Below are 19,058 nucleotides of genomic sequence, written 5' to 3'. Positions count from 1 at the left end.
ATGTTGTTTCAGGATCAAATTTTTGAAAGGATGAACGAACTTGGCACTCGTCAAGTTCCTTTTCTATTTGTCATCGACTTTTTAAAAGAAAAGGGAAAAGTTATTCCTTTAGAAGAATTGACCGATGAAATTCAATTTCAAATTGACTCGATTTCGGAAGAATTCAAAGATAAAGTTGAACTAAAAAAATACCCGATTTCATTTGAAACATATCAAAAAGAATTTGAAATTGTGCATCAAAATCTACATTATGGCAATTCTTTTTTGACCAATTTAACCTGTGAAACGCCCATCGAAATCAATTTGAGTCTGGAAGAAATTTATCAATTCTCAGAAGCCAAATACAAATTCTACTGGAAAGATCAATTCGTTTGTTTTTCACCTGAAACTTTTGTGAAAATTAAGGATGGAAAAATTTTTTCCTATCCGATGAAAGGAACCATCGACGCTTCCATTGAAAATGCCAAGGAGAAAATCCTTTCAGATCAAAAGGAAATGGCTGAACATTATACCATTGTGGATTTGATCCGAAATGATTTGAGTCGTGTGGCAAAAAAAGTCTCCGTTCCCAGATTCCGATTTATCGATGAAATCCAAACCAACGATAAGAATCTGCTTCAAGTCAGCTCAGAAATTTCAGGTGAATTGCCTGAAAATTATGCTGAAAATCTCGGGTCGATTTTTGAAAAATTGCTACCGGCAGGCTCGATTTGTGGTGCGCCCAAAGAAAAAACCATTGAGATCATTTGCAAGGCAGAATCTTATAAAAGAGGATTTTATACGGGTGTTTTTGGGGTTTTTGATGGAAATGATGTAGATTCGGCTGTGATGATCCGATTTATCGAACAAACTCCAAAAGGAAAAGTTTTTAAAAGCGGTGGCGGAATCACGCATCAAAGTAATGCTGAAAACGAATTCAACGAAATGATTCAAAAAGTCTATGTCCCGATTCATTGAAACCATCTGTATCCAAAACGGCGAAATCCGCAATTTGGAATTTCATCAAGAAAGATTTACTAAAACCCGATATAAAAATTTCGGTTTGACCGATGAATTGGATTTAAGCAATCATATTATTATTTCAGAAAATCAATTGACGGGTAAATTCAAATGCAGAATTTTATACACCGAAAAGATTGAGCAAATTGAAATGCTTCCTTACGAAATTAGAAAAATCAATTCGATCAAATTGGTGGAAAACAACACCATCGAATATCGCTTCAAATCAGAAGACAGAACAGCATTTGAATTGATGAAAGATTCCATTACCGAGGACGAAATCATCATCCTGAAAAATGGCCAGATTACCGATACTTCCTATTCGAATTTGGTGTTTTTTGATGGCGAGAATTGGATTACACCGACTTCTTATTTACTAAATGGAACCATGCGGCAATCGCTTTTAGAATTAGGTAAAATAGTGGAAGAAGAAGTGAATCCAAAAGATTTCAACCGTTTTTTTTCGTTTAAATTGATCAATGCGATGATGGATTTGGAAGAAAGTCCGGAGTTGCCTATTTCGATAATTTCTTAAATTTGAAATGATGTACAAAACTGTTAAAGATTCAGAAGTCGTTTTATCGCAATTGATGTTGCCCTCTCATTCCAATTTTGATGGAAAAATTCACGGTGGATTCCTATTAAACCTCATGGATCAAATCGCTTTTGCGAGCGCTTCAAAATTCAGTGGATCCTATTGTGTGACTGCATCTGTGGATCGAGTTGATTTTTTAAATCCGATCGAAGTCGGAGAATTGGTGACTTTAAAATCCTCCATCAATTATGTAGGAAATTCGTCGATGGTCATCGGCATCCGCGTGGAAGCGCAAAACATCCAAACTGATGTGGTCAAACATTGCAATTCTTCTTATTTCACGATGGTCGCAAAAAAGGAAGGCTTTCCGGTAAAAGTGCCGCGATTGATTTTAAAAAACGAAGAAGAAATAAGACGTTTTTACAACAGTATCAACCGTATCCAATTCCGCAAAACCCGTGAAAACATCGAAGTAAAAACGGATTTTACGTCTGAAAAATCCATTCAGTTTTTGGTGGAAAATTATGATTTGAAGGTGGAAATCTAATAATCCGGCAAAATATCATCTTCCGTAAAAGGTTTTTCATCCGGACCAATTGCTCTTAAAATATAAGTAGTGTCCTGATTTTCATAGTAAAATTCCCGAAACTTACTTTCAGAAAATGGACTCATCTTAAAATCAGTTTCGTAAATACTCAGAAACTGATTTTGCAAACGCAAAGAATCTAAATTCTCCGGGAATTCACCGTTTTTAAGTTTGTAATAAGCCAATTCTTTTACGATTTGATTCAAATTATTTTTGGTGCTAAATTTATTGGAACCTGAATTTTTTTCAGTAGCATCCATAAAAATTCCAAATACGATCCAACCAACAACTGTAGCTACAAAGCTTAGGATTCCGATTGAAAAGTAGTTTAAATTTCTCTCAGAAATTCCTCTTATAAAAATGACAAAGCCAAAAATCAATCCTAATACGGGTATAAAACTCGACCAAATTATTCCTTTGGAAATTTTATGTTGAAAAGGTTTAATTTTTTCTTTGACTAGTGTTGTAAACTCATGGATACTCTCTTTTGAGTTGTTAAAATTGTTTAGGAAAAGATATTGGCCGTCATTAAAAATGAAATAATTGAAATTTTTTGATTCATAAACTTGTTTAAACCCACTCCAAGGTTTGAAAACGTCTTTATCGGAAATTAATGTTTTATATTGAATTCCATTTTCAACTACTTCAATGGATAGAACGGAATCTGAAATTTTCTCTTTTTTCTTTTTAAAATCTTTTATTGATTTCAGGTACTTTCTTCCCCATGATAAAAAAAGAAATAATGCAGTGATGATAGGAAAGGATACTAAGAATCGTACCCAATTGAAATTGGAATTTTCATGGTTGGGATTTGCAATACTTAAACTTAAAATTAATCCAAAAAGAACGGAAAAAAACAAAGAAGGATATAGATAATAAATAAAAATTCCATTTAAGGATTTTGTATAATCTTCTTTTAGGGTTCGGAATTGGAATTTCATAGGATTAAGATAATAAAGATTTCAATTTCTCCATTTTCTCTCCCAACTTTTCACTTTCCTCGCTCGGAAATTCATAAATATCGGAATGTTGATTTTGAATGCGTTCGATGATTTTTACACAAGATTTTGCCTTTTCTGTTTGATTGGATTTTTGAAAAACTATACCGGCTTGGACAAACAAAAGCATCAATTGGTTTTTCAGTTTTTCATCGAGTAAAAATGCATCGCGTTCTTCATTTTCTTCCAATAATTTGGTTAAATTCTTATCAGAAATTTGAAAATAAGTAGAAAGAAATTCTTCAAAATTTTCCAAAAATTTCTCTTGGTCGTTTTCGATGTCGATTTTGATCAATCTCGCTACGGCATTGACCATTTGTTCGATGATTTTGGAGATGAAATCCCGGCGAAGCATTTATTTCTTTAAACTTTTTGTGAAAAGTGAAACCGCAATGAAAATACCGATGAGTTCCACTGCCATTCCTATGATGATCAAATTATTTCCGGTAATCCAACCATCAGAATATTGATTGATTTTCAATACAGCCCCTGCAATCACCAACACCAAACCTAGGATGATGATGATAAGCCCTACCAATATAGAAGGAGAAATTTTCATTTTAATTTAATTTATTGGCCAAACGCGCAAATACCTTTTTGGGCTCTTTTCCGGCATACAAAGTTTTATAAACCGCCGCCAAAATCGGTGCTTTTACTTCGAGTATTTTTTTCAATTGGTAAACACTTTGGGTTGCATAATATCCTTCAGCGACCATATTCATCTCTAAAATAGCCGATTTCACGGTATAACCTTTCCCAATCATGTTTCCAAACATACGGTTTCGGGAGAAATTAGAATATCCCGTAACCAGTAAATCGCCCAAATAGGCAGACTCTTTCACATCTCGTTTGATCGGAGAAATATGCTGTGTGATGCGGTTCATTTCACGCGTCGCATTGCTCATCAAAACCGCTTGGAAATTATCACCATAGCCCAGTCCATGCGCAATTCCGGCTGCGATTGCATAAATATTTTTCAAAACCGCCGCGTATTCCGTCCCAAAAATATCTTCAGAAACCGTGGTTTTGATAAAACTACAAGCGAGTCCATCAGCAACCAATTTGGCTTTTTTCTTATCCTGCGCAGCGATGGTCAGATAAGAAAGTCTTTCCAAGGCAACTTCCTCTGCATGACAAGGTCCGCTGATGACACCGAAATTTTCATAATTCATTTGGAATTCATCATGTAAATATTCGCCCACAATTTTCAAATGACCCGGAACAATTCCTTTGATGGCAGAGACGATCAATTTATTTTCAATCGAAGTCGTTAGATTTTCCAAACAAGCCTCCAAATGTATAGATGGAGTCGCCATGATGATCCAATCTGAATTTTCAACCAACTCGTTGATGTCTGTGGTCAAAAGGAGTTGAGTAGGACTAAACGCTACAGCTGTCAGATAATTGGGATTGTGTTTGTGTTTTAAAATGTATTCTTTGGTGTATTCATTTCGAACCCACCAATGGATGGTTTCATGGTTTTTACAAAGCATTTTAGCGATGGCCGTCGCCCAGCTTCCGCCACCTACCAATCCTACTTTTGGCTTTGACATGATTTGATTTGTTTTGCTTAACGGCTCAAAATTAATAAAAATACGATGGAAGCGATTTAAATTTCAATATTCTTTGCTTTTTATCGTTTTAAGTTGAGAGCCTGATTAAATTTCACCTATTTATTTTATTATGCGTCTTTTTTACCTGCAATATCGTTAATTTTTTCGCCGAATATTCCCAATTTCGACTACAAAAATTGCCTCATTTCGGCTAAAAATACGCTATAATAATTCTAAAATATTAATTTTAGTCAGGCTCTGAATTCCAAAACATTTTTTCAATTGAAAAAGAAAACGGAATTTTGTCAGAACTAAATCCAAAGGATTGTATAAAAAACTTTTAAGCGAAACGGTCATTTATGGAATTGGCTCAATTTTACCAAGATTGATCAATTTTGCGTTGATTCCACTTTATACCGACAAAATTGATACAGAAGAATTCGCCATGTTTGCACAGTTGTATGCATTGGTCGCTTTTGTCAATATTGTTTTGACTTGCGGATTTGAGACTGCGTATTTTCGGTATTCGGCCGATAAAAATTTGTCTGGAAAAGTATTTCACACCTCCTTTTGGTTTGTATTTGTAAATGCTTTGGTTTTTTTAATCGGGATGCATATTTTCAATGTTCCGATCGCCAAATTATTTGATTATCAAAACCATCCGGAATACCTGAATTATTTTGCTTGGGTTGCATTTTTTGATGCGATTTGCATGGTGCCTTTTGCATTTTTGCGCTTTACCAATAAACCGATTAAATATTCGGCGATTAAAGTATTCCAAGGTGTTTTTCAGACGCTGATCATTTTGGCATTTTTCTATTTGGTTCCTGAAAATATCCTTCAAAAAATTGGATTGACAGAAAAAGTTTCCTATCCGTTTGTAGCCAATGTGATTGCGGCTTTTTCCGGAATATTATTGTTATCGCCCATCCTCAAACAAGTTCGTTTTTATTTCAATTGGGATTTGTTTAAAACCATGTTCCGCTATGCATTTCCGATCATGTTGGCGGGATTGGCGTTTACGACCAATGAGAATTTGGATAAATTGGTGCTAAGAGGTATGATCAGTGATGAAGAAGCGGGAGCTTATGCCGGATGTTATAAAATTGCTACTTTGATGATTCTGATGGTGACGGCTTACCGACTTGGAATCGAGCCGTTCTTTTTCAAAAAAGCACAGGAAGAAAATGCCAAGAAAACCTATGCGGACATTATGCTTTATTTTGTGATTTTTTGCGGATTTGCAGTGGTGGCTTTGATCGGAAATTTATCATGGATCAAATCACTTTTGATACGAAATGAAGAGTATTGGGTAGCGATAAAAATTGTCCCGATTATCGTGATTGCCAACTTTTTCTTTGGTATTTATTATAATTTATCGACTTGGTACAAAGTCACCGATAAAACCTATGTTGGGACTGTGGTTTCATGGATTGGAGCAGGTTTGACCATCGTTTTGAATTTAATTTTAATTCCGATAATAGGATTCATGGCGTCGGCTTGGGCTACGCTTATTGCATATGGAAGCATGATGGTGATTTCTTATTTTTGGGGGCAAAAAAGTTATAAGATTCCCTATAAATCGAGAAAAATTCTATTCTACATGATTTTGAGTATAGGATTGGGGATATTGGCTTATAATGTTTTGGATAACAATTTTTGGGTAGGGAATTTATGCGTAATGATTTATATTGCGCTCGCAATTTTTATTGAAAAATCGAGTTTAAAATTAGAGAAAAAATAAAATCAACTATTTAGCAAATCAAATAAAAGATGAAGATAATCATACCTATGGCGGGAAGAGGTTCCCGATTACGACCACATACATTGACCGTTCCAAAACCACTTATTCCAATCGGTGGAAAACCGATTGTTCAGCGTTTGGCGGAAGATATCACCAAACTTTCTGATCAGAAAATTGATGAAATCGCCTTTATCATTGGAGATTTTGGAGTGGAAGTCGAAGCGCAACTTTTGGAAATCGCGGAGAAATTGGGCGCAAAAGGGACGATTTATCATCAAGATGAACCGCTAGGAACTGCACATGCGATTTGGATGGCCAAAGATTCTCTTTCAGGTCCTGTTGTGGTGGCATTTGCAGACACTTTGTTCAGGGCCAATTTCCATTTGGATACGAATTCGGACGGAGTGGTTTGGGTAAAGAAAGTAGATGACCCAAGTGCCTTTGGTGTGGTGAAATTGGATGCTTATGGCGTGATTGAAGATTTCGTAGAAAAACCTAAGCAATTTGTTTCTGATTTGGCAATCATTGGAATTTATTTTTTCAAAGATGGGGAGAATTTGCGTAGCGAAATCCAACATATCATGGAAAATAATATCCGTGGAAATGGTGGCGAATACCAACTGACCGATGCGCTGGAAAACATGCGTGCAAAAGGAAATAAATTCACATTGGGTCCGGTGGACGAATGGATGGATTGTGGAAATAAATCGGTTACCGTTCAAACCAACGGAAAAATTTTGGCTTTTGAAAAAGAAGAATTCGCTGATATTCCAAATTCTGCTAAAATCACCAATTCTTTGATCATTCCACCTTGTTTTATAGGTGAAAATGTCGTGATTGAAAACTCAAAAATCGGCCCTTATGTTTCGTTAGGCAACGGCACAAAAGTTGTAAATAGCAACATAGACAATAGTTTAATTCAGGAAAAATGTCTCATAGAACATGGGAATTTGACAGGTTCCATGATCGGGAATCATGCCGAATATTACGGCGTTTCGCGTAACATCAGTTTGGGAGATTATTCTGTGCTGGATTTTAAAAATAAGGATTAGTGAATTTAGGTAAAAGAAAAATTGGGTTTTTGATGGTTATTCTTTTTGTGGTGGCTTCTTGTAGCACACAAAAGAGTGTTTCAGCCGGAAGTGTAGAAGATTTAAAAACAGCTGGAATCATCAAAACTGCAATGGCGCAAAAACCAAAGTTTGTGCATTTGACGATTTCATCAAAAATCAATGCAGACATTGACGATACTTCAGTTGGACTAAACGGAAAAATCTACATCCAGGATGGAAAAAAGATATGGGTCAATGTTTCCAAATTTGGGATCAATGCTGCAAGAGCACTCATTACCCCAGACGGATTTCAGGCTTATGAAAAATTGGACAGGACCTATATAGATGGGGATTTTTCTTATTTCAATAATTTGTTGAAAGTCAATTTCATCGATTATGAAAAACTGCAAAATCTTTTGTTGGGACAAATTTTTGTAGACATGAAAGCTGCGGATTTTGAATCAGAAGTTGTGGGTAATGAATATGTTCTGCGCTATGAAAAGAACGAAGAAATACTTCAGAATCCAAAGGAAGGAAAGTATTTCCAGATTTATAATTTTGATTCGGAGTTTCGGTTGAAAAATGCCTATTTAAAAGATCCAAAATCAAAAATGGAATTGAACATCGCATATGCTGACTGGCAAAAGGTAGGAACGCAGTTTTTTCCTAAAACTGTTAAAGTTTTGGTAAAAGATAAAAAAACGCAAAAAGTAGACTTGGAATACAATAATTTTACTTTTGAAGAAAGCCAAACACCTTTTGAAATCCCTTCCGGTTACGAACCCAACAAATTGCTAAAATGAGAAAACAACTGTTTTTCACTTTTTTGTTCACTTTTATTTTTGCCGGAATTGCAGCTGGGCAGATAACCGAGCAAGAATTAAAAGAGCAAAAAGAGAGATTACAGAAACAAAACAGCGCATTAAAAAAGGACATTTCGCAGTTGAACAAAGATTTACAACGCAACCAAAGCGAGTCCAAAACCTCGTTGCTCTATGTTCAAAATCTCTCCAGTAAAATTACTGCTCAGACCAAATTGGTCAATGGACTTGCCAAAGAGAAAAGATATATCGAAGACGAAATCTACTTGACGCAATTGGAAATCAATAAATTAAGTCGGGAGTTGGTCGAGTTGAGAAAAGAGTACAAAGAGATTTTGGTCAAAGCCTATAAAAACAAATCGGTCGAAAACAAATTGTTATTTGTGCTTTCATCAGAGAGTTTGACGCAAGCTTTCCGACGCATCAAATATTTGGAGAAATATTCCGAATACCAATTAGGTAAAGCGGATGAAATTTTGGCCAAAACCAAAGATATCGAACGTGAAAAAGCGGCGCGTGAAAAGTCGAAACAAGAAAAAGAAGCCGTATTGGCACAACAATCAGTTGTGGTAGATGAATTGGAAAATGAAAAAATTGCGAAGCAAAAAGTTATAGAGGAATTCAAGAAAAACGCGGGTGTGATTTCCAATCAAATTGCCGCCAAACAAAAAGAACAAAGACAAATCGATGCTGAAATCAAGAACATCATCGAGGAAGAAATACGGTTGGCTAAAATCAGAGCCGAAAAAGATAAAAAAGCTTGGGACGCAGCAGCAAAAACCAATACGATTGCATCATTCCAAACTTATTTGAATGAATGGCCCAACGGAGATTATTCCAATTCTGCACGAAAAAACATACAACTTCTTGAGGCGGACAATAAAGGTTGGCAGACGGCTCGTGGGAATCACACAAAGTCAGCTTATCAAACTTATTTAAAAAACTTCCCACAAGGTCAGTTTGCTTCTACCGCTAGAACCGAAATTTCTAAATTTGAAGCTGCTGAAGAAGAGGCGCGATTGGCCAAAGAAAAAGCGGAAAGAGAAGCATTGGCTGCAAATAAACCTGTGGAAGAAGTAGTGGTAAAAGAAGTGGAGAAACCAAAGCCGGTGGAAAATCCGAAGCCGGATGTGGTCACAAAAGTATATGAGACGAAGAGTAATTCGGCCGAATTATCGGGCGAGTTTGCCAGCAACAGAGGAAGATTGCCTTGGCCGGTAAGCAGAGGGCAAATTGTAGGTAAATTTGGTCCCGGGACACACCCTATTTTAGGATTGCCGGTTACAAATGATGGCGTCGACATCGCGACCAATAAAGGCGTGAATGCTCGTGCGGTTTTTGAAGGAGAGGTTTCACAAGTTATCGCGATACCGGGAGGAAATAGAACCGTTTTGTTGCGACATGGGAATTATTATACAGTTTATAATAATTTATCTTTTGTGTCCGTAAAAAAAGGAGATAAAGTAAAGCGTGGACAGGATTTAGGGAGGATTTATACAGATGAAACCGGAAATACGATTTTGAATTTTCAGGTGAGAAATGGTTCAGATAAACAAAATCCGGAATCTTGGCTTGGAGCTAATTAAAAATAAGTAAATTTGTACCATTAAAATATTAGTCATGGGAAAATTAGGTGGATGGGAAATACTGATTATCGTTTTAGTAATTCTACTTTTATTTGGAGGCAGAAAAATTCCTGAATTGATGAGAGGATTGGGTTCCGGCATCAAAGAATTCAAGGATGCGACGAAAGATGAAGAAGGGAAAAAGGCGGAAAATAAAACCGATAGCCCACAGTAAGATTTAGCATAATTATTCAAACAAAAAGGTAGAGATTTCTACCTTTCTTTTTATTTCCATATATGAACTTTACAGAAAAAGCTTGGGAGATTTTTAACAGGAGCATTGCAGATTATCATGTTTCCAATGATGTGAATGCAGAAATTCAGAATCCTTATGATGAAAGTGATTTGATCGCACATTTGTTGTACAAAAAGAATTGGATCGATACGGTTCAGTGGCATTTGGAAGACATCATCCGCGATCCAGAAATTGATCCGGTTGAAGCGCTTCGTATCAAAAGATGGATAGATCAATCCAATCAGGAGCGGACGGATATGGTGGAATACATAGACAGTTGGTTCTTGCAGAAATATGCTGATGTGCAAGTTGCTTCAGGTGCGAAAATCAATACGGAAAGTCCTGCTTGGGCAGTTGATCGTTTTTCAATTTTGGCGTTAAAGATTTATCATATGCGAGAAGAAGCCAATCGTACAGATGCTTCATCTGAACATATTTCTCAATGTCAAACCAAATTAAATACGTTGTTGGAACAACATCAAGACCTTTCCACGGCCATAGAAGAATTGATTCAAGATATCGCTTCAGGGAAAAAGTACATGAAAGTCTACAAACAGATGAAAATGTATAATGATGAAGAATTAAATCCTGTTTTGCGAGGAAAGAAATAAAAGAATTCTGATTGAAATAAAAAAAAGCAAGTTGTTACACTTGCTTTTTTACTACAATGTAGTGCTACCTAAACTAATCTCTTCTACAACTGAAGATTTCTTCCAATGAGGATCTAAATGTTTATTCTCACCTAAAATTTCGATCCCCGAAATGTTATAATAAAACTTGTAAATTATAGAATAATTAAAAATTAATTAATCCTTCGAAAATGTGTTAAACTGTTCTTGACCGCTTTCTGAAATAACGACAACATGATAAATTCCCTGTTGAAGTCCGTTTATATTGATTGATGTCTTTTCTTCTTGAGCAATAGTGGCTGCGCCTACTAATCCACCTTCTACATCAAAAATTTCCAATCCTGAGATTCTCTCTCCATCAGACTTTATTTCGATTTCATTGGTAGAAATTGAAGAGAATTCTGGCGAGAAAGTTTTCCCACTGCTTCCGGCACCTATGCGGATTCCGTTGTTCAATTGAGCTGCTGCAAAGCCAAATGCAAATGCAAATAAAAATATAAAAAGTGTGTGTTTCATAATGAGACAAAGTTATTTAGTCTTTTATAATTATTACCTACCAAGATTTTGGTATTTTTACCCCATTGATGAGAAATTTATTGATTTTATCGTTAATTTTAGCCCCTTTTTTGATTTTGAGTCAAATCAAAGAGGGCGATATTGAATATCATTATCAGAAATACAGGGAAAATGTTGAGGTAAAACCGGACTCGGCATTGTTGTATTTGGCAAAAGCCAAAAAACTCAATCAGCAATTGGAGGATGAAAATTGGAATGCCCGCATCGCTTATGGGATGGGATATACCCATTACATCAAAAATGATTTCAGAACGGCCCATGATTATTTCAAACAAGCCATTCGTTATGCTAATGTTGCTCAGGATTTCAATGTGCTGAGTAAAGCATATAACCAAATCGGTCAAATTTATGCGGTTGAAAATGACGTAAAAAACGCATTGGTCAATTACCATAAATCCTTAAAAATTTCGGAAGGAAAAGAAGAACTCAATGACAATACCATTGCTGTTTTGTCCAATCTAGCGGATCTCTATATTTTACAAAGTGATACGCTGAGCGCAAGGAACTATTATCATCAAGCCCAAAAAATAGGAGAAAGAGATGATGAAAGGAAACATCTTGATATCGTTTATAATAATTTGGCTGTTTCTTATATGAAAACCAATAAAGACAGCACCGAATTTTATCTCAACAAATCCCTTCAGATCCAAAAAGAAAACCATAGTATTTATGGGCAAATCATGAGCCAACTCAATTTGGTTTCTACCTATTTAAATTTCAAATCAAAAGACGACTATCAAAAATCTTTTGAATATTTAGAAGAATCTTTAAAATTAAGCAAAGCGATTGGGAATCTGGAGGCAGAGTTTTTCAGTTATTTTTACTTTGGAAAATACTATGAACAGGCTGAGTCAAATCTTCAACAAGCACTTTTTTATTACAATCAAGCCAATGAGGTTTTAAGGAAAGGATTCAAAAACGATTATGCGATTGAGCTTTATAAAAGTCTTTCCCGTGTTCATTCTAAATTAGGGAATTATAAAGAGGCTTATGGTTTTGAAAAAACTCAGCACAAACTTCAAGACAGTATTTTCAGTGTCGAAAAAAACAAACAATTTCATGAAGCCCAAACCAAATTTGATGTTGAGCGCAAAAACAACCAAATTCAGTTATTGAACAAAGAAAAACAAATCCAAAAAGGTCAGAACCAACTCATTTTTACCGGTTCCTTTTTGGCAATCATTTCTTTATTAATTTTAGCGATATTTTATCGGAAACGCATGAAATACCAAGAAACCATTTCAGTACAAGAAAAATTGATATTTGAAAAGGAAATTGAAACGACCCGTACCAAAAATTTATTGGAAGGTCAAAATTTGGAACGGAAAAGAATCGCAACAGAGCTTCATGATGGTGTGGGAGGCCGGCTTTCGGCGATTAAAATCAAAATGGATCAATTGAACACAACTTCGATAAAAGATCCTGAATTGGAAGAGTGCATCAACCAATTACAAGAAACTGCCAAAGAAATTCGTGTCATTTCCCATGAACTCAATGAAAATAATAGAGATAAAATAAATTTTGTACATTTATTGCTTCAATTGGTAAAAGACTATAGGTTTTATTTTACTGGCGAAATTCATCTGAATATTTTTCCGGAATCAAAATTTCAGGAAATCGATGGTGTTGCAAAACATTATTTATACAGAACTATTCAGGAAATACTATCCAACTGCTTAAAATATGCCGAAGCCGAAAATATAAACATAGACTGCACTTTTGATACGATGTACAGAATTATCGTAGATGATGATGGGAAAGGGTTTGATGTAGAAAAAGTAAAAAAAGGAATGGGAATTTCAAATCTATACAAACGGGTTCAATCATTAAATGGCAGTCTTTTTATAGATTCAGCAATAGGAAGAGGTTCAACTTTTATAATCGAAATCCCCCAGGATGGAAAAGGAAACAGTTAGGATAGGAATTGTCGATGACCACCAAATGATTTTGGATGGTTTAGAAAAACTATTGAGTTCAGAAGAAAATTTTAAAATCGAATTTGTACAAAACTCCGCAAAAAAAGCATTGGAGTTAATGGAGAAAAAGCCGGTGGATTTGGTCATTACAGATGTTGCCATGCCCGAAATGAACGGCGCCGAATTCGTCCAAAAAATAAGAGCACTTCACCCGAAAATTAAAATCATGGTGCTCAGTATGTACAAAACGGATTTGATCAGTGAAGACGATATAGATGGCTACATTTTAAAAGAATCTTCCAGTAAAACGATACTGGAATCCGTCAAGAAAATTCTCCAACAAAAACCAAAAAGTCAATATGCTTCTTCCACCGGAAATTACCATAATTTATCAAAAAGGGAAAGAGAAATTGTAATTGAAATTGGGAATGGACTTTCTTCCGAACAAATCGCCGAGAAGTTTTTTTTAAGTTATTACACAGTAGAAACCCACAAAAAAAATATCTACCTCAAACTCGATGTCAAAACCATTTCCGAATTGATCAAAAAAGCCATGCACCTGGGAATTATCATGAATTAATTCTTAAAATTAAGCTGAACTCAATATATTAAAACATTAAGCGTTAAGTCGATTCGGATTATTTCAAATTATTAAGGTCTTTTAAGAAATCAACAAGTTGATGTAAGAATAGAAAACTTTAATCATTTATGATACCTTTCTAAACTTTTTGATTCAATTCATTTCTTAATTAACTTCATGTTTATTGGTATTTGTCTTATAGTGAATCAATTAAGTCAATTCCTTAAATCCAACTGCTTTAGAATTAACCTTTTGCTAAACGGTCTTTTACAAATTCAATTTCCGTTTTCCCATGTGGTTTTGGTTTTCCATTTTCATCCAAATTTACCATCGTGATATTGTCAACAGTGATGATGGTTTCATGCGTCATCTTATTGCGGACTTCACATTTTAAAACCAATGAACTCTTTCCAAATTTCACTACCTCGATTCCGATTTCCACGATGTCGCCTTGTCTAGCAGAACTCATGAAATTGATTTCCGAAATGTATTTGGTGACCACATGTGGACTTTCTAACTGGATGATGGAATACAAAGCCGCTTCTTCATCAATCCATGCTAACAAAGTCCCTCCAAACAAAGTTTTATTTGGATTTAAATCTTCAGGTTTTACCCATTTTCTGGTGTGAAAGCGCATATTTAATTTTTTTGGTTGTTCGAAATCCGATTTTGAAATCATGCTCTAAAACAAAATCCTTACCAAATCTCCAACTTTTGAAACCAATTCCACTCGGATTTGATAATCAGAAGTTTTGATTTTATTGTACTTCGAAATGAAAATCACATCGTATCCCAACTTTTCTGCTTCCAGAATCCTTTGTTCTACACGATTTACCGCTCTGATTTCTCCACTTAGTCCGACTTCGCCCGCAAAACAACAATTGTCCGGTAAAGCCACATCCATACTCGATGATAAAATTGCAGAAATCACCGCCAAATCAATCGCCGGATCATCCACTCGGATTCCGCCTGTAATGTTCAGAAAAACATCTTTTGCACCCAATTGAAATCCGGCGCGTTTTTCCAAAACTGCCAAAAGCATATTCAATCGTTTTGTGTCAAATCCGGTCGCAGAGCGCTGCGGCGTTCCATAAACCGCCGAGCTCACCAATGCCTGAATTTCAATCAACATCGGGCGAATTCCTTCCAAAGTCGCCGCAATTGCATTTCCACTCAACGGTTCATCTTTTTTTGAAATCAAAACTTCAGACGGATTTTTAACTTCTCTGAGTCCACTTCCCTGCATTTCGTAAATCCCCAATTCGGACGTAGAACCAAATCGGTTTTTGTTGGCGCGCAACAATCGATAAATGTGATTCCGATCGCCTTCAAATTGTAGAACCACATCGACCATGTGTTCCAGGATTTTCGGTCCGGCGATGACGCCTTCTTTGGTGATGTGTCCGATTAAAACGATAGGAACACCGGTTTCTTTTGCATATTTGATCAGTTCAGAAGTCGTTTCTCTGATTTGGGAAATACTGCCCGGCGATGATTCCACAAATTGGGTATGCAAAGTCTGAATCGAATCGATGACGATCAATTCAGGAAGGATTTCTTGTGCGTGTTTGAATATTTTTTGGGTATTGGTTTCCGTCAGGATGAAACATTGTTCAGACTGAATTCCGATTCTTTCCGCTCGTAATTTAATTTGCGAAGCCGATTCTTCTCCTGAAACATACAAAACCTTTACAGATGGTAGATGTAGGGCGATTTGCAACATCAATGTCGATTTCCCGATTCCCGGCTCGCCACCGATTAAAGTTACCGAACCATTGACGATCCCACCACCTAAAACTCGATTCAATTCATCGTTTTTTGTATCGATTCTGATTTCTCCAACCTCAGAAACATCTTTAATATTTTGGATTGAAACCTTTTTGGAATCATCTGATTTCCAAGCTTTTTTTTCTTCGCCTTTGTCGATGATTTCTTCTACAATTGTGTTCCATTCGCCGCAGGCTTTGCATTGTCCCATCCATTGGCTGAATTGGGTGCCGCAGTTTTGACAGAAAAAGGAAGTTTTTGTTTTGGGCATTTCATTTCGTTTGCTCAAAATTAATCTTTTTTCCTATCAATTTTTGCGATGAAATAAAAGGAAAGCATTCCAAAAATGATAATCGAAATAATTTGGGCAAAATACAACATCAATCCGAAATAATTTCCGACCATTTTTCCTTCATCAGCCGAATTTCCTTGTGACAAATAAATCGCAGAAAAAGCCAAACTCATGGCATAAGGATATCCCAAACCGCCGACCGCCGGCATAATCATCCCTAAAGCTCCGGCAACAATTAAGAAAAATCCTTCTCCCAATCCATAATGAGAGGTTTCAGGAAATGCAAATAAAACCAAATAGGTCATCAAAAAATAACAAAACCAAATTCCGAAGGAATAAGCAATGAACTTTCCGCGTTCTTTTAAATGTAAAATGGATTTAAAACCTTCCCATATTCCGAGTAGAAATAATTCAATTCTTCGGTAAATGGAAAATCCTTTTAGTTTTTTTCTGAATGCCAAAATGACGATGAATAAAAGGATAGCTATTCCCATTATAAAGGCATATTTTCCTAATGATGGTTTTTCACTAAAGGAGAGAAATGAAGCAAGTGTTTGGGCATTGAAAAGAAAAGTTAGACATAAAAATAACAATAAGAAAAACACATCAATCACCCTTTCAAAAACGATGGTACCCAATGATTTATCGGCAGGAACTTTTTCCATTTTGTAAAGTGAAGTTGCACGAGAGATTTCTCCGCTTCTTGGAATCACCAAATTCATAAAATAGCCAAGCGAAACGGACCAAAATGCACTTTTTACTTCGATGTCGTGTCCCAAAGGTTTTAACAATAATTTCCATCGGGCGGCCCTTAGCCAATAGGAAAAAATACTGATGGCCATGGATAGGATGAACCAAAAATAATTCGCTCTTTTTGCTGCTGATTTGAGTACCTCAAAGTCTGTTTGTTTTAAAGTTAGGACAATAAAAAAAGCAGCCAAGCCTATAGCTAAAATGGTTAGAATTAAATTGGTGATTTTGGATTTCATCAATCCAGGCGATTGGTTTCTTCGTTTGGAAAGATGATGGTAGGTTGAAAGGTTTTGGCTTCTTCAATTGAGGCCAGGCCATATCCAATGATGATGATGGTGTCACCAACTTGAACCAACCGAGCTGCCGGACCATTTAAAGTAATCTCTCCTGAACCTCTTTTTCCGGGAATGGTATAGGTTTCAAAACGTTGTCCATTTTGAATGTTTACAATCTGCACGCGTTCTCCTATGATCATGTTGGCGGCTTCCAGAAGATCTTCATCGATGGTGATGCTGCCTATGTAATTTAACTCGGCTCCGGTAACTTTTACACGGTGAATTTTGGATCGGACTATTTGTATCATCATAACGTCGGCAAAGGTAAGGAGTTTTATGATAAAGGAGTATTAATATAATCCTAAGTTATCGATCAGCCTGATTTCGTCTGCAAATGCAGCTACGAAAGCCCTGGGTTTTTTATCTTTTGATTTTTCTGTCATTGAAATAAGGGTTTTTTCATCCGCAATTTCAAAGTATTCCAACTTTAATTTGGTTTGAGCAAAAGCTTCCATGACAAATTTTTCAGTAGCCTCTATGGAATTGTCTTCGAAATAACGTTTGGCATTTTTCAGTATCCGATAGATTTTTGGTGCTTCTAGTCTCATTTCTTCTGACAGTCTAACGTTTCTGGAACTCATCGCCAATCCATCCAATTCGCGCATGATTTCAACAGGGATAATTTCGATGTTGAAAGGGATTTTTAAGGCTAATTCTTCTATAATGCGGAGTTGTTGAAAGTCTTTTTCTCCGAAATAGGCTCGATTGGGTTGGATGATTTCGAAGAATTTACGGACGATAGTTGCCACTCCATCAAAATGCCCCGGACGAAACTTCCCTTCCATTTGATTTTCCAATCCTTCAAAATCAAAGGGCTGGGATTCAGTTTCCTGCGGATACATTTCTTCAACGGTAGGAAGAAATAAGACGTCAACGCCTGCTTCTTCAAGCATTTCTGCGTCTTTTTTTTCAGTTCTAGGATATTTTTTGAGATCCTGAAGATTATTGAATTGGGTTGGGTTGACAAATATACTGACAATCGTAAGGTCGTTTTCTTGTTTGGATTGGTTTACGAGAGAAATATGGCCTTGGTGTAGTGCGCCCATAGTAGGTGCAAACCCAATCGTTTGACCTGAATTTCTTTGGGATTCGACCCAATTTTTTATTTCTATTGATTCTCTTAAAATTATCATTAATCCGTGTTAAATTAATCAAAAACAAGGCAAAAGTAAGATATGTGGTTCACATCTCGTAGAAAATTCGTATCTTTGTGCACTATTTCAAGTAATTAATGAGTTAGAAAATGGATGGAAAGCGCATATTGTATGTAACTACAGAAATGATTCCTTACTTTCCTGAAACCCCGATGTCTTTGCAGTCGTTAAGGATTCCTAAAGCCATGAGCGATAAAGGAGCTGATGTACGCATTTTCATGCCGAGGTTTGGGGTGATCAACGAGAGAAGGCATCAGTTGCATGAAGTTATTCGGTTATCAGGAATGAATTTGATCATCAATGATATGGATCAGCCATTGATCATAAAAGTAGCGTCTGTTCCCAGTGAGCGTTTGCAGGTTTACTTTATAGATAACGAAGAGTATTTTAAAAGAAAATCTGTTTACACTGACAAAGAGGGGAAGATGTTTGATGACAATGACGAACGAGCCATTTTCTTTGCAAAAGGAGTTTTGGAAACGGTGAAAAAACTAAACTGGAAACCAGATGTGGTGCACGTTTTAGGATGGATGTCCAGTATGGTTCCGGCTTATGTGAAAGAATATTATGCCGAGGATTCATTTTTTAACGAAGCTAAGGTGGTGGTTTCTTTGTTTGATAATTCATTTGAAGGAGAATTAAATGCTGAAATTTCTAAAAAACTGTCTTTTGATGGAATCGATGGAGCTATTTCAGATTATTTACAAAAACCTGATTTTGAGGCCATGAACCTTTCGGCGCTTCGTTATGCGGATGCAGCGGTAAAGGGCGAGGAATTTATTCCGGAGGCTATCAACAAATATTTGCAATCCGAAAACATTCCCGTTATGGAATATTGTCCGGTAGAGGGAATCAGTGAGGCGTATAAAATCTTCTACGCTGAAGAATTAATGAATGAAAATTAAAGA

The 19,058-nt window shown here is 36.1% G+C and carries 22 protein-coding genes; 12 read left to right on the top strand and 10 right to left on the bottom strand.

The annotated features are described in order from the left end of the window. Genes HU137_RS03615 through HU137_RS03605 form a run of 3 tightly spaced genes read left to right on the top strand, consistent with a single transcriptional unit; the run spans position 1 to position 2,081 of the window. On the top strand, positions 1–957 hold the full coding sequence (locus HU137_RS03615; protein ID WP_182042437.1) for an aminodeoxychorismate synthase component I: 957 nt from the start codon (positions 1–3) through the stop codon (positions 955–957). Continuing rightward, on the top strand, positions 941–1,534 hold the full coding sequence (locus HU137_RS03610; RefSeq protein ID WP_182042436.1) for an aminotransferase class IV: 594 nt from the start codon (positions 941–943) through the stop codon (positions 1,532–1,534). Before HU137_RS03615 ends, HU137_RS03610 begins: the two co-directional genes overlap by 17 nt. Positions 1,535–1,544: 10 nt before the next feature. Beyond that, entirely contained in the window at positions 1,545–2,081 is a 537-nt protein-coding gene (locus tag HU137_RS03605) for an acyl-CoA thioesterase (protein WP_246361473.1), read from the top strand. Here HU137_RS03605 and HU137_RS03600 read toward each other — a convergent pair. From HU137_RS03600 to HU137_RS03585, 4 genes are read right to left on the bottom strand one after another with little or no spacing between them, the layout of a single operon-like run. After that, a complete protein-coding gene (locus HU137_RS03600; protein ID WP_182042434.1) occupies positions 2,078–3,061 on the bottom strand; it encodes a hypothetical protein in 984 nt (327 codons plus the stop codon). The genes HU137_RS03605 and HU137_RS03600 overlap by 4 nt on opposite strands. A 4-nt stretch (positions 3,062–3,065) precedes the next feature. Continuing rightward, the gene (locus HU137_RS03595) at positions 3,066–3,473 is read right to left on the bottom strand and encodes a hypothetical protein (RefSeq protein WP_182042433.1); all 408 of its coding nucleotides are present in this window, start codon (positions 3,471–3,473) and stop codon (positions 3,066–3,068) included. Continuing rightward, positions 3,474–3,677 carry a hypothetical protein gene (locus HU137_RS03590; RefSeq protein ID WP_182042432.1) on the bottom strand — a complete coding sequence of 68 codons (204 nt, stop codon included), beginning with the start codon at positions 3,675–3,677 and terminating at the stop codon, positions 3,474–3,476. It abuts the gene before it with no gap. A 1-nt stretch (position 3,678) separates the two neighbouring features. After that, positions 3,679–4,671 (bottom strand): NAD(P)H-dependent glycerol-3-phosphate dehydrogenase, encoded by a 993-nt coding sequence (locus tag HU137_RS03585; RefSeq protein ID WP_182042431.1) that lies wholly within the window; start codon positions 4,669–4,671, stop codon positions 3,679–3,681. Positions 4,672–4,996: 325 nt separating this feature from the next. Between HU137_RS03585 and HU137_RS03580 the strand changes: the two genes are divergently transcribed. From HU137_RS03580 to HU137_RS03555, 6 genes are all read left to right on the top strand, one after another. Next, positions 4,997–6,415, top strand: a complete 1,419-nt coding sequence (locus tag HU137_RS03580; protein WP_182042430.1) for a lipopolysaccharide biosynthesis protein — start codon at positions 4,997–4,999, stop codon at positions 6,413–6,415. A gap of 29 nt (positions 6,416–6,444) precedes the next feature. Beyond that, positions 6,445–7,467 carry a sugar phosphate nucleotidyltransferase gene (locus HU137_RS03575; RefSeq protein WP_182042429.1) on the top strand — a complete coding sequence of 341 codons (1,023 nt, stop codon included), beginning with the start codon at positions 6,445–6,447 and terminating at the stop codon, positions 7,465–7,467. Positions 7,468–7,499: 32 nt separating this feature from the next. Next, positions 7,500–8,270, top strand: a complete 771-nt coding sequence (locus tag HU137_RS03570) for a DUF4292 domain-containing protein (RefSeq protein ID WP_182042428.1) — start codon at positions 7,500–7,502, stop codon at positions 8,268–8,270. Further along, positions 8,267–9,874, top strand: a complete 1,608-nt coding sequence (locus HU137_RS03565) for a murein hydrolase activator EnvC family protein (RefSeq protein ID WP_182042427.1) — start codon at positions 8,267–8,269, stop codon at positions 9,872–9,874. The genes HU137_RS03570 and HU137_RS03565 overlap by 4 nt, the downstream gene beginning before the upstream one ends. Before the next feature lie 34 nt (positions 9,875–9,908). Then, the gene (tatA, locus tag HU137_RS03560) at positions 9,909–10,088 is read left to right on the top strand and encodes a twin-arginine translocase TatA/TatE family subunit (protein WP_182042426.1); all 180 of its coding nucleotides are present in this window, start codon (positions 9,909–9,911) and stop codon (positions 10,086–10,088) included. Between the two features lie 62 nt (positions 10,089–10,150). Continuing rightward, on the top strand, positions 10,151–10,759 hold the full coding sequence (locus HU137_RS03555) for a DUF4254 domain-containing protein (protein WP_182042425.1): 609 nt from the start codon (positions 10,151–10,153) through the stop codon (positions 10,757–10,759). A 195-nt stretch (positions 10,760–10,954) separates the two neighbouring features. Here the strand turns inward: HU137_RS03555 and HU137_RS03550 are convergent, their stop codons facing one another. Continuing rightward, a complete protein-coding gene (locus tag HU137_RS03550) occupies positions 10,955–11,293 on the bottom strand; it encodes a T9SS type A sorting domain-containing protein (RefSeq protein WP_182042424.1) in 339 nt (112 codons plus the stop codon). 116 nt (positions 11,294–11,409) lie between these two features. On the opposite strand from HU137_RS03550, the gene HU137_RS03545 reads away from it, so the two are divergent. Continuing rightward, positions 11,410–13,269 (top strand): tetratricopeptide repeat-containing sensor histidine kinase, encoded by a 1,860-nt coding sequence (locus HU137_RS03545; protein WP_182042423.1) that lies wholly within the window; start codon positions 11,410–11,412, stop codon positions 13,267–13,269. After that, a complete protein-coding gene (locus HU137_RS03540) occupies positions 13,250–13,849 on the top strand; it encodes a response regulator transcription factor (RefSeq protein ID WP_182042422.1) in 600 nt (199 codons plus the stop codon). Before HU137_RS03545 ends, HU137_RS03540 begins: the two co-directional genes overlap by 20 nt. 244 nt (positions 13,850–14,093) lie before the next feature. On the opposite strand, the gene HU137_RS03535 is transcribed toward HU137_RS03540, so the two are convergent. The 5 genes from HU137_RS03535 to panC are packed head-to-tail and all read right to left on the bottom strand — an operon-like array spanning position 14,094 to position 18,129. After that, positions 14,094–14,486, bottom strand: coding sequence for an acyl-CoA thioesterase (locus tag HU137_RS03535; RefSeq protein WP_182042421.1), 393 nt, complete (start codon positions 14,484–14,486; stop codon positions 14,094–14,096). A 45-nt stretch (positions 14,487–14,531) separates the two neighbouring features. Then, a complete protein-coding gene (gene radA / locus HU137_RS03530) occupies positions 14,532–15,887 on the bottom strand; it encodes a DNA repair protein RadA (protein WP_182042420.1) in 1,356 nt (451 codons plus the stop codon). Between the two features lie 20 nt (positions 15,888–15,907). Further along, positions 15,908–16,897 (bottom strand): lysylphosphatidylglycerol synthase transmembrane domain-containing protein, encoded by a 990-nt coding sequence (locus HU137_RS03525; protein ID WP_182042419.1) that lies wholly within the window; start codon positions 16,895–16,897, stop codon positions 15,908–15,910. Continuing rightward, positions 16,897–17,247 carry an aspartate 1-decarboxylase gene (gene panD / locus HU137_RS03520; RefSeq protein ID WP_182042418.1) on the bottom strand — a complete coding sequence of 117 codons (351 nt, stop codon included), beginning with the start codon at positions 17,245–17,247 and terminating at the stop codon, positions 16,897–16,899. Before panD ends, HU137_RS03525 begins: the two co-directional genes overlap by 1 nt. A gap of 39 nt (positions 17,248–17,286) precedes the next feature. Beyond that, positions 17,287–18,129: a pantoate--beta-alanine ligase gene (panC, locus tag HU137_RS03515; protein WP_182042417.1), complete on the bottom strand. Its 843-nt coding sequence runs from the start codon at positions 18,127–18,129 to the stop codon at positions 17,287–17,289. A 110-nt stretch (positions 18,130–18,239) separates the two neighbouring features. On the opposite strand from panC, the gene HU137_RS03510 reads away from it, so the two are divergent. After that, positions 18,240–19,055, top strand: coding sequence for a glycogen/starch synthase (locus HU137_RS03510; protein ID WP_182042416.1), 816 nt, complete (start codon positions 18,240–18,242; stop codon positions 19,053–19,055). Positions 19,056–19,058 lie beyond the last annotated feature (3 nt).

This window comes from Moheibacter lacus, from assembly GCF_014042165.1.
Lineage (GTDB): Bacteria > Bacteroidota > Bacteroidia > Flavobacteriales > Weeksellaceae > Moheibacter > Moheibacter lacus.
Note: the sequence above shows the minus strand (reverse complement) of the source record. Positions and strands in the feature narration are given on the sequence as shown.

Coding starts and splice junctions, on each gene's coding strand:
- HU137_RS03605 (WP_246361473.1), top strand. CDS start 1,545: ATGTACAAAACTGTTAAAGATTCAGAAGTCGTTTTATCGCAATTGATG.
- HU137_RS03555 (WP_182042425.1), top strand. CDS start 10,151: ATGAACTTTACAGAAAAAGCTTGGGAGATTTTTAACAGGAGCATTGCA.
- HU137_RS03600 (WP_182042434.1), bottom strand. CDS start 3,061: ATGAAATTCCAATTCCGAACCCTAAAAGAAGATTATACAAAATCCTTA.
- HU137_RS03535 (WP_182042421.1), bottom strand. CDS start 14,486: ATGCGCTTTCACACCAGAAAATGGGTAAAACCTGAAGATTTAAATCCA.
- HU137_RS03575 (WP_182042429.1), top strand. CDS start 6,445: ATGAAGATAATCATACCTATGGCGGGAAGAGGTTCCCGATTACGACCA.
- HU137_RS03565 (WP_182042427.1), top strand. CDS start 8,267: ATGAGAAAACAACTGTTTTTCACTTTTTTGTTCACTTTTATTTTTGCC.
- HU137_RS03540 (WP_182042422.1), top strand. CDS start 13,250: ATGGAAAAGGAAACAGTTAGGATAGGAATTGTCGATGACCACCAAATG.
- panD (WP_182042418.1), bottom strand. CDS start 17,247: ATGATGATACAAATAGTCCGATCCAAAATTCACCGTGTAAAAGTTACC.
- HU137_RS03510 (WP_182042416.1), top strand. CDS start 18,240: ATGGATGGAAAGCGCATATTGTATGTAACTACAGAAATGATTCCTTAC.
- radA (WP_182042420.1), bottom strand. CDS start 15,887: ATGCCCAAAACAAAAACTTCCTTTTTCTGTCAAAACTGCGGCACCCAA.
- HU137_RS03585 (WP_182042431.1), bottom strand. CDS start 4,671: ATGTCAAAGCCAAAAGTAGGATTGGTAGGTGGCGGAAGCTGGGCGACG.
- HU137_RS03550 (WP_182042424.1), bottom strand. CDS start 11,293: ATGAAACACACACTTTTTATATTTTTATTTGCATTTGCATTTGGCTTT.
- HU137_RS03525 (WP_182042419.1), bottom strand. CDS start 16,897: ATGAAATCCAAAATCACCAATTTAATTCTAACCATTTTAGCTATAGGC.
- HU137_RS03610 (WP_182042436.1), top strand. CDS start 941: ATGTCCCGATTCATTGAAACCATCTGTATCCAAAACGGCGAAATCCGC.
- HU137_RS03615 (WP_182042437.1), top strand. CDS start 1: ATGTTGTTTCAGGATCAAATTTTTGAAAGGATGAACGAACTTGGCACT.
- HU137_RS03570 (WP_182042428.1), top strand. CDS start 7,500: ATGGTTATTCTTTTTGTGGTGGCTTCTTGTAGCACACAAAAGAGTGTT.
- panC (WP_182042417.1), bottom strand. CDS start 18,129: ATGATAATTTTAAGAGAATCAATAGAAATAAAAAATTGGGTCGAATCC.
- HU137_RS03595 (WP_182042433.1), bottom strand. CDS start 3,473: ATGCTTCGCCGGGATTTCATCTCCAAAATCATCGAACAAATGGTCAAT.
- tatA (WP_182042426.1), top strand. CDS start 9,909: ATGGGAAAATTAGGTGGATGGGAAATACTGATTATCGTTTTAGTAATT.
- HU137_RS03590 (WP_182042432.1), bottom strand. CDS start 3,677: ATGAAAATTTCTCCTTCTATATTGGTAGGGCTTATCATCATCATCCTA.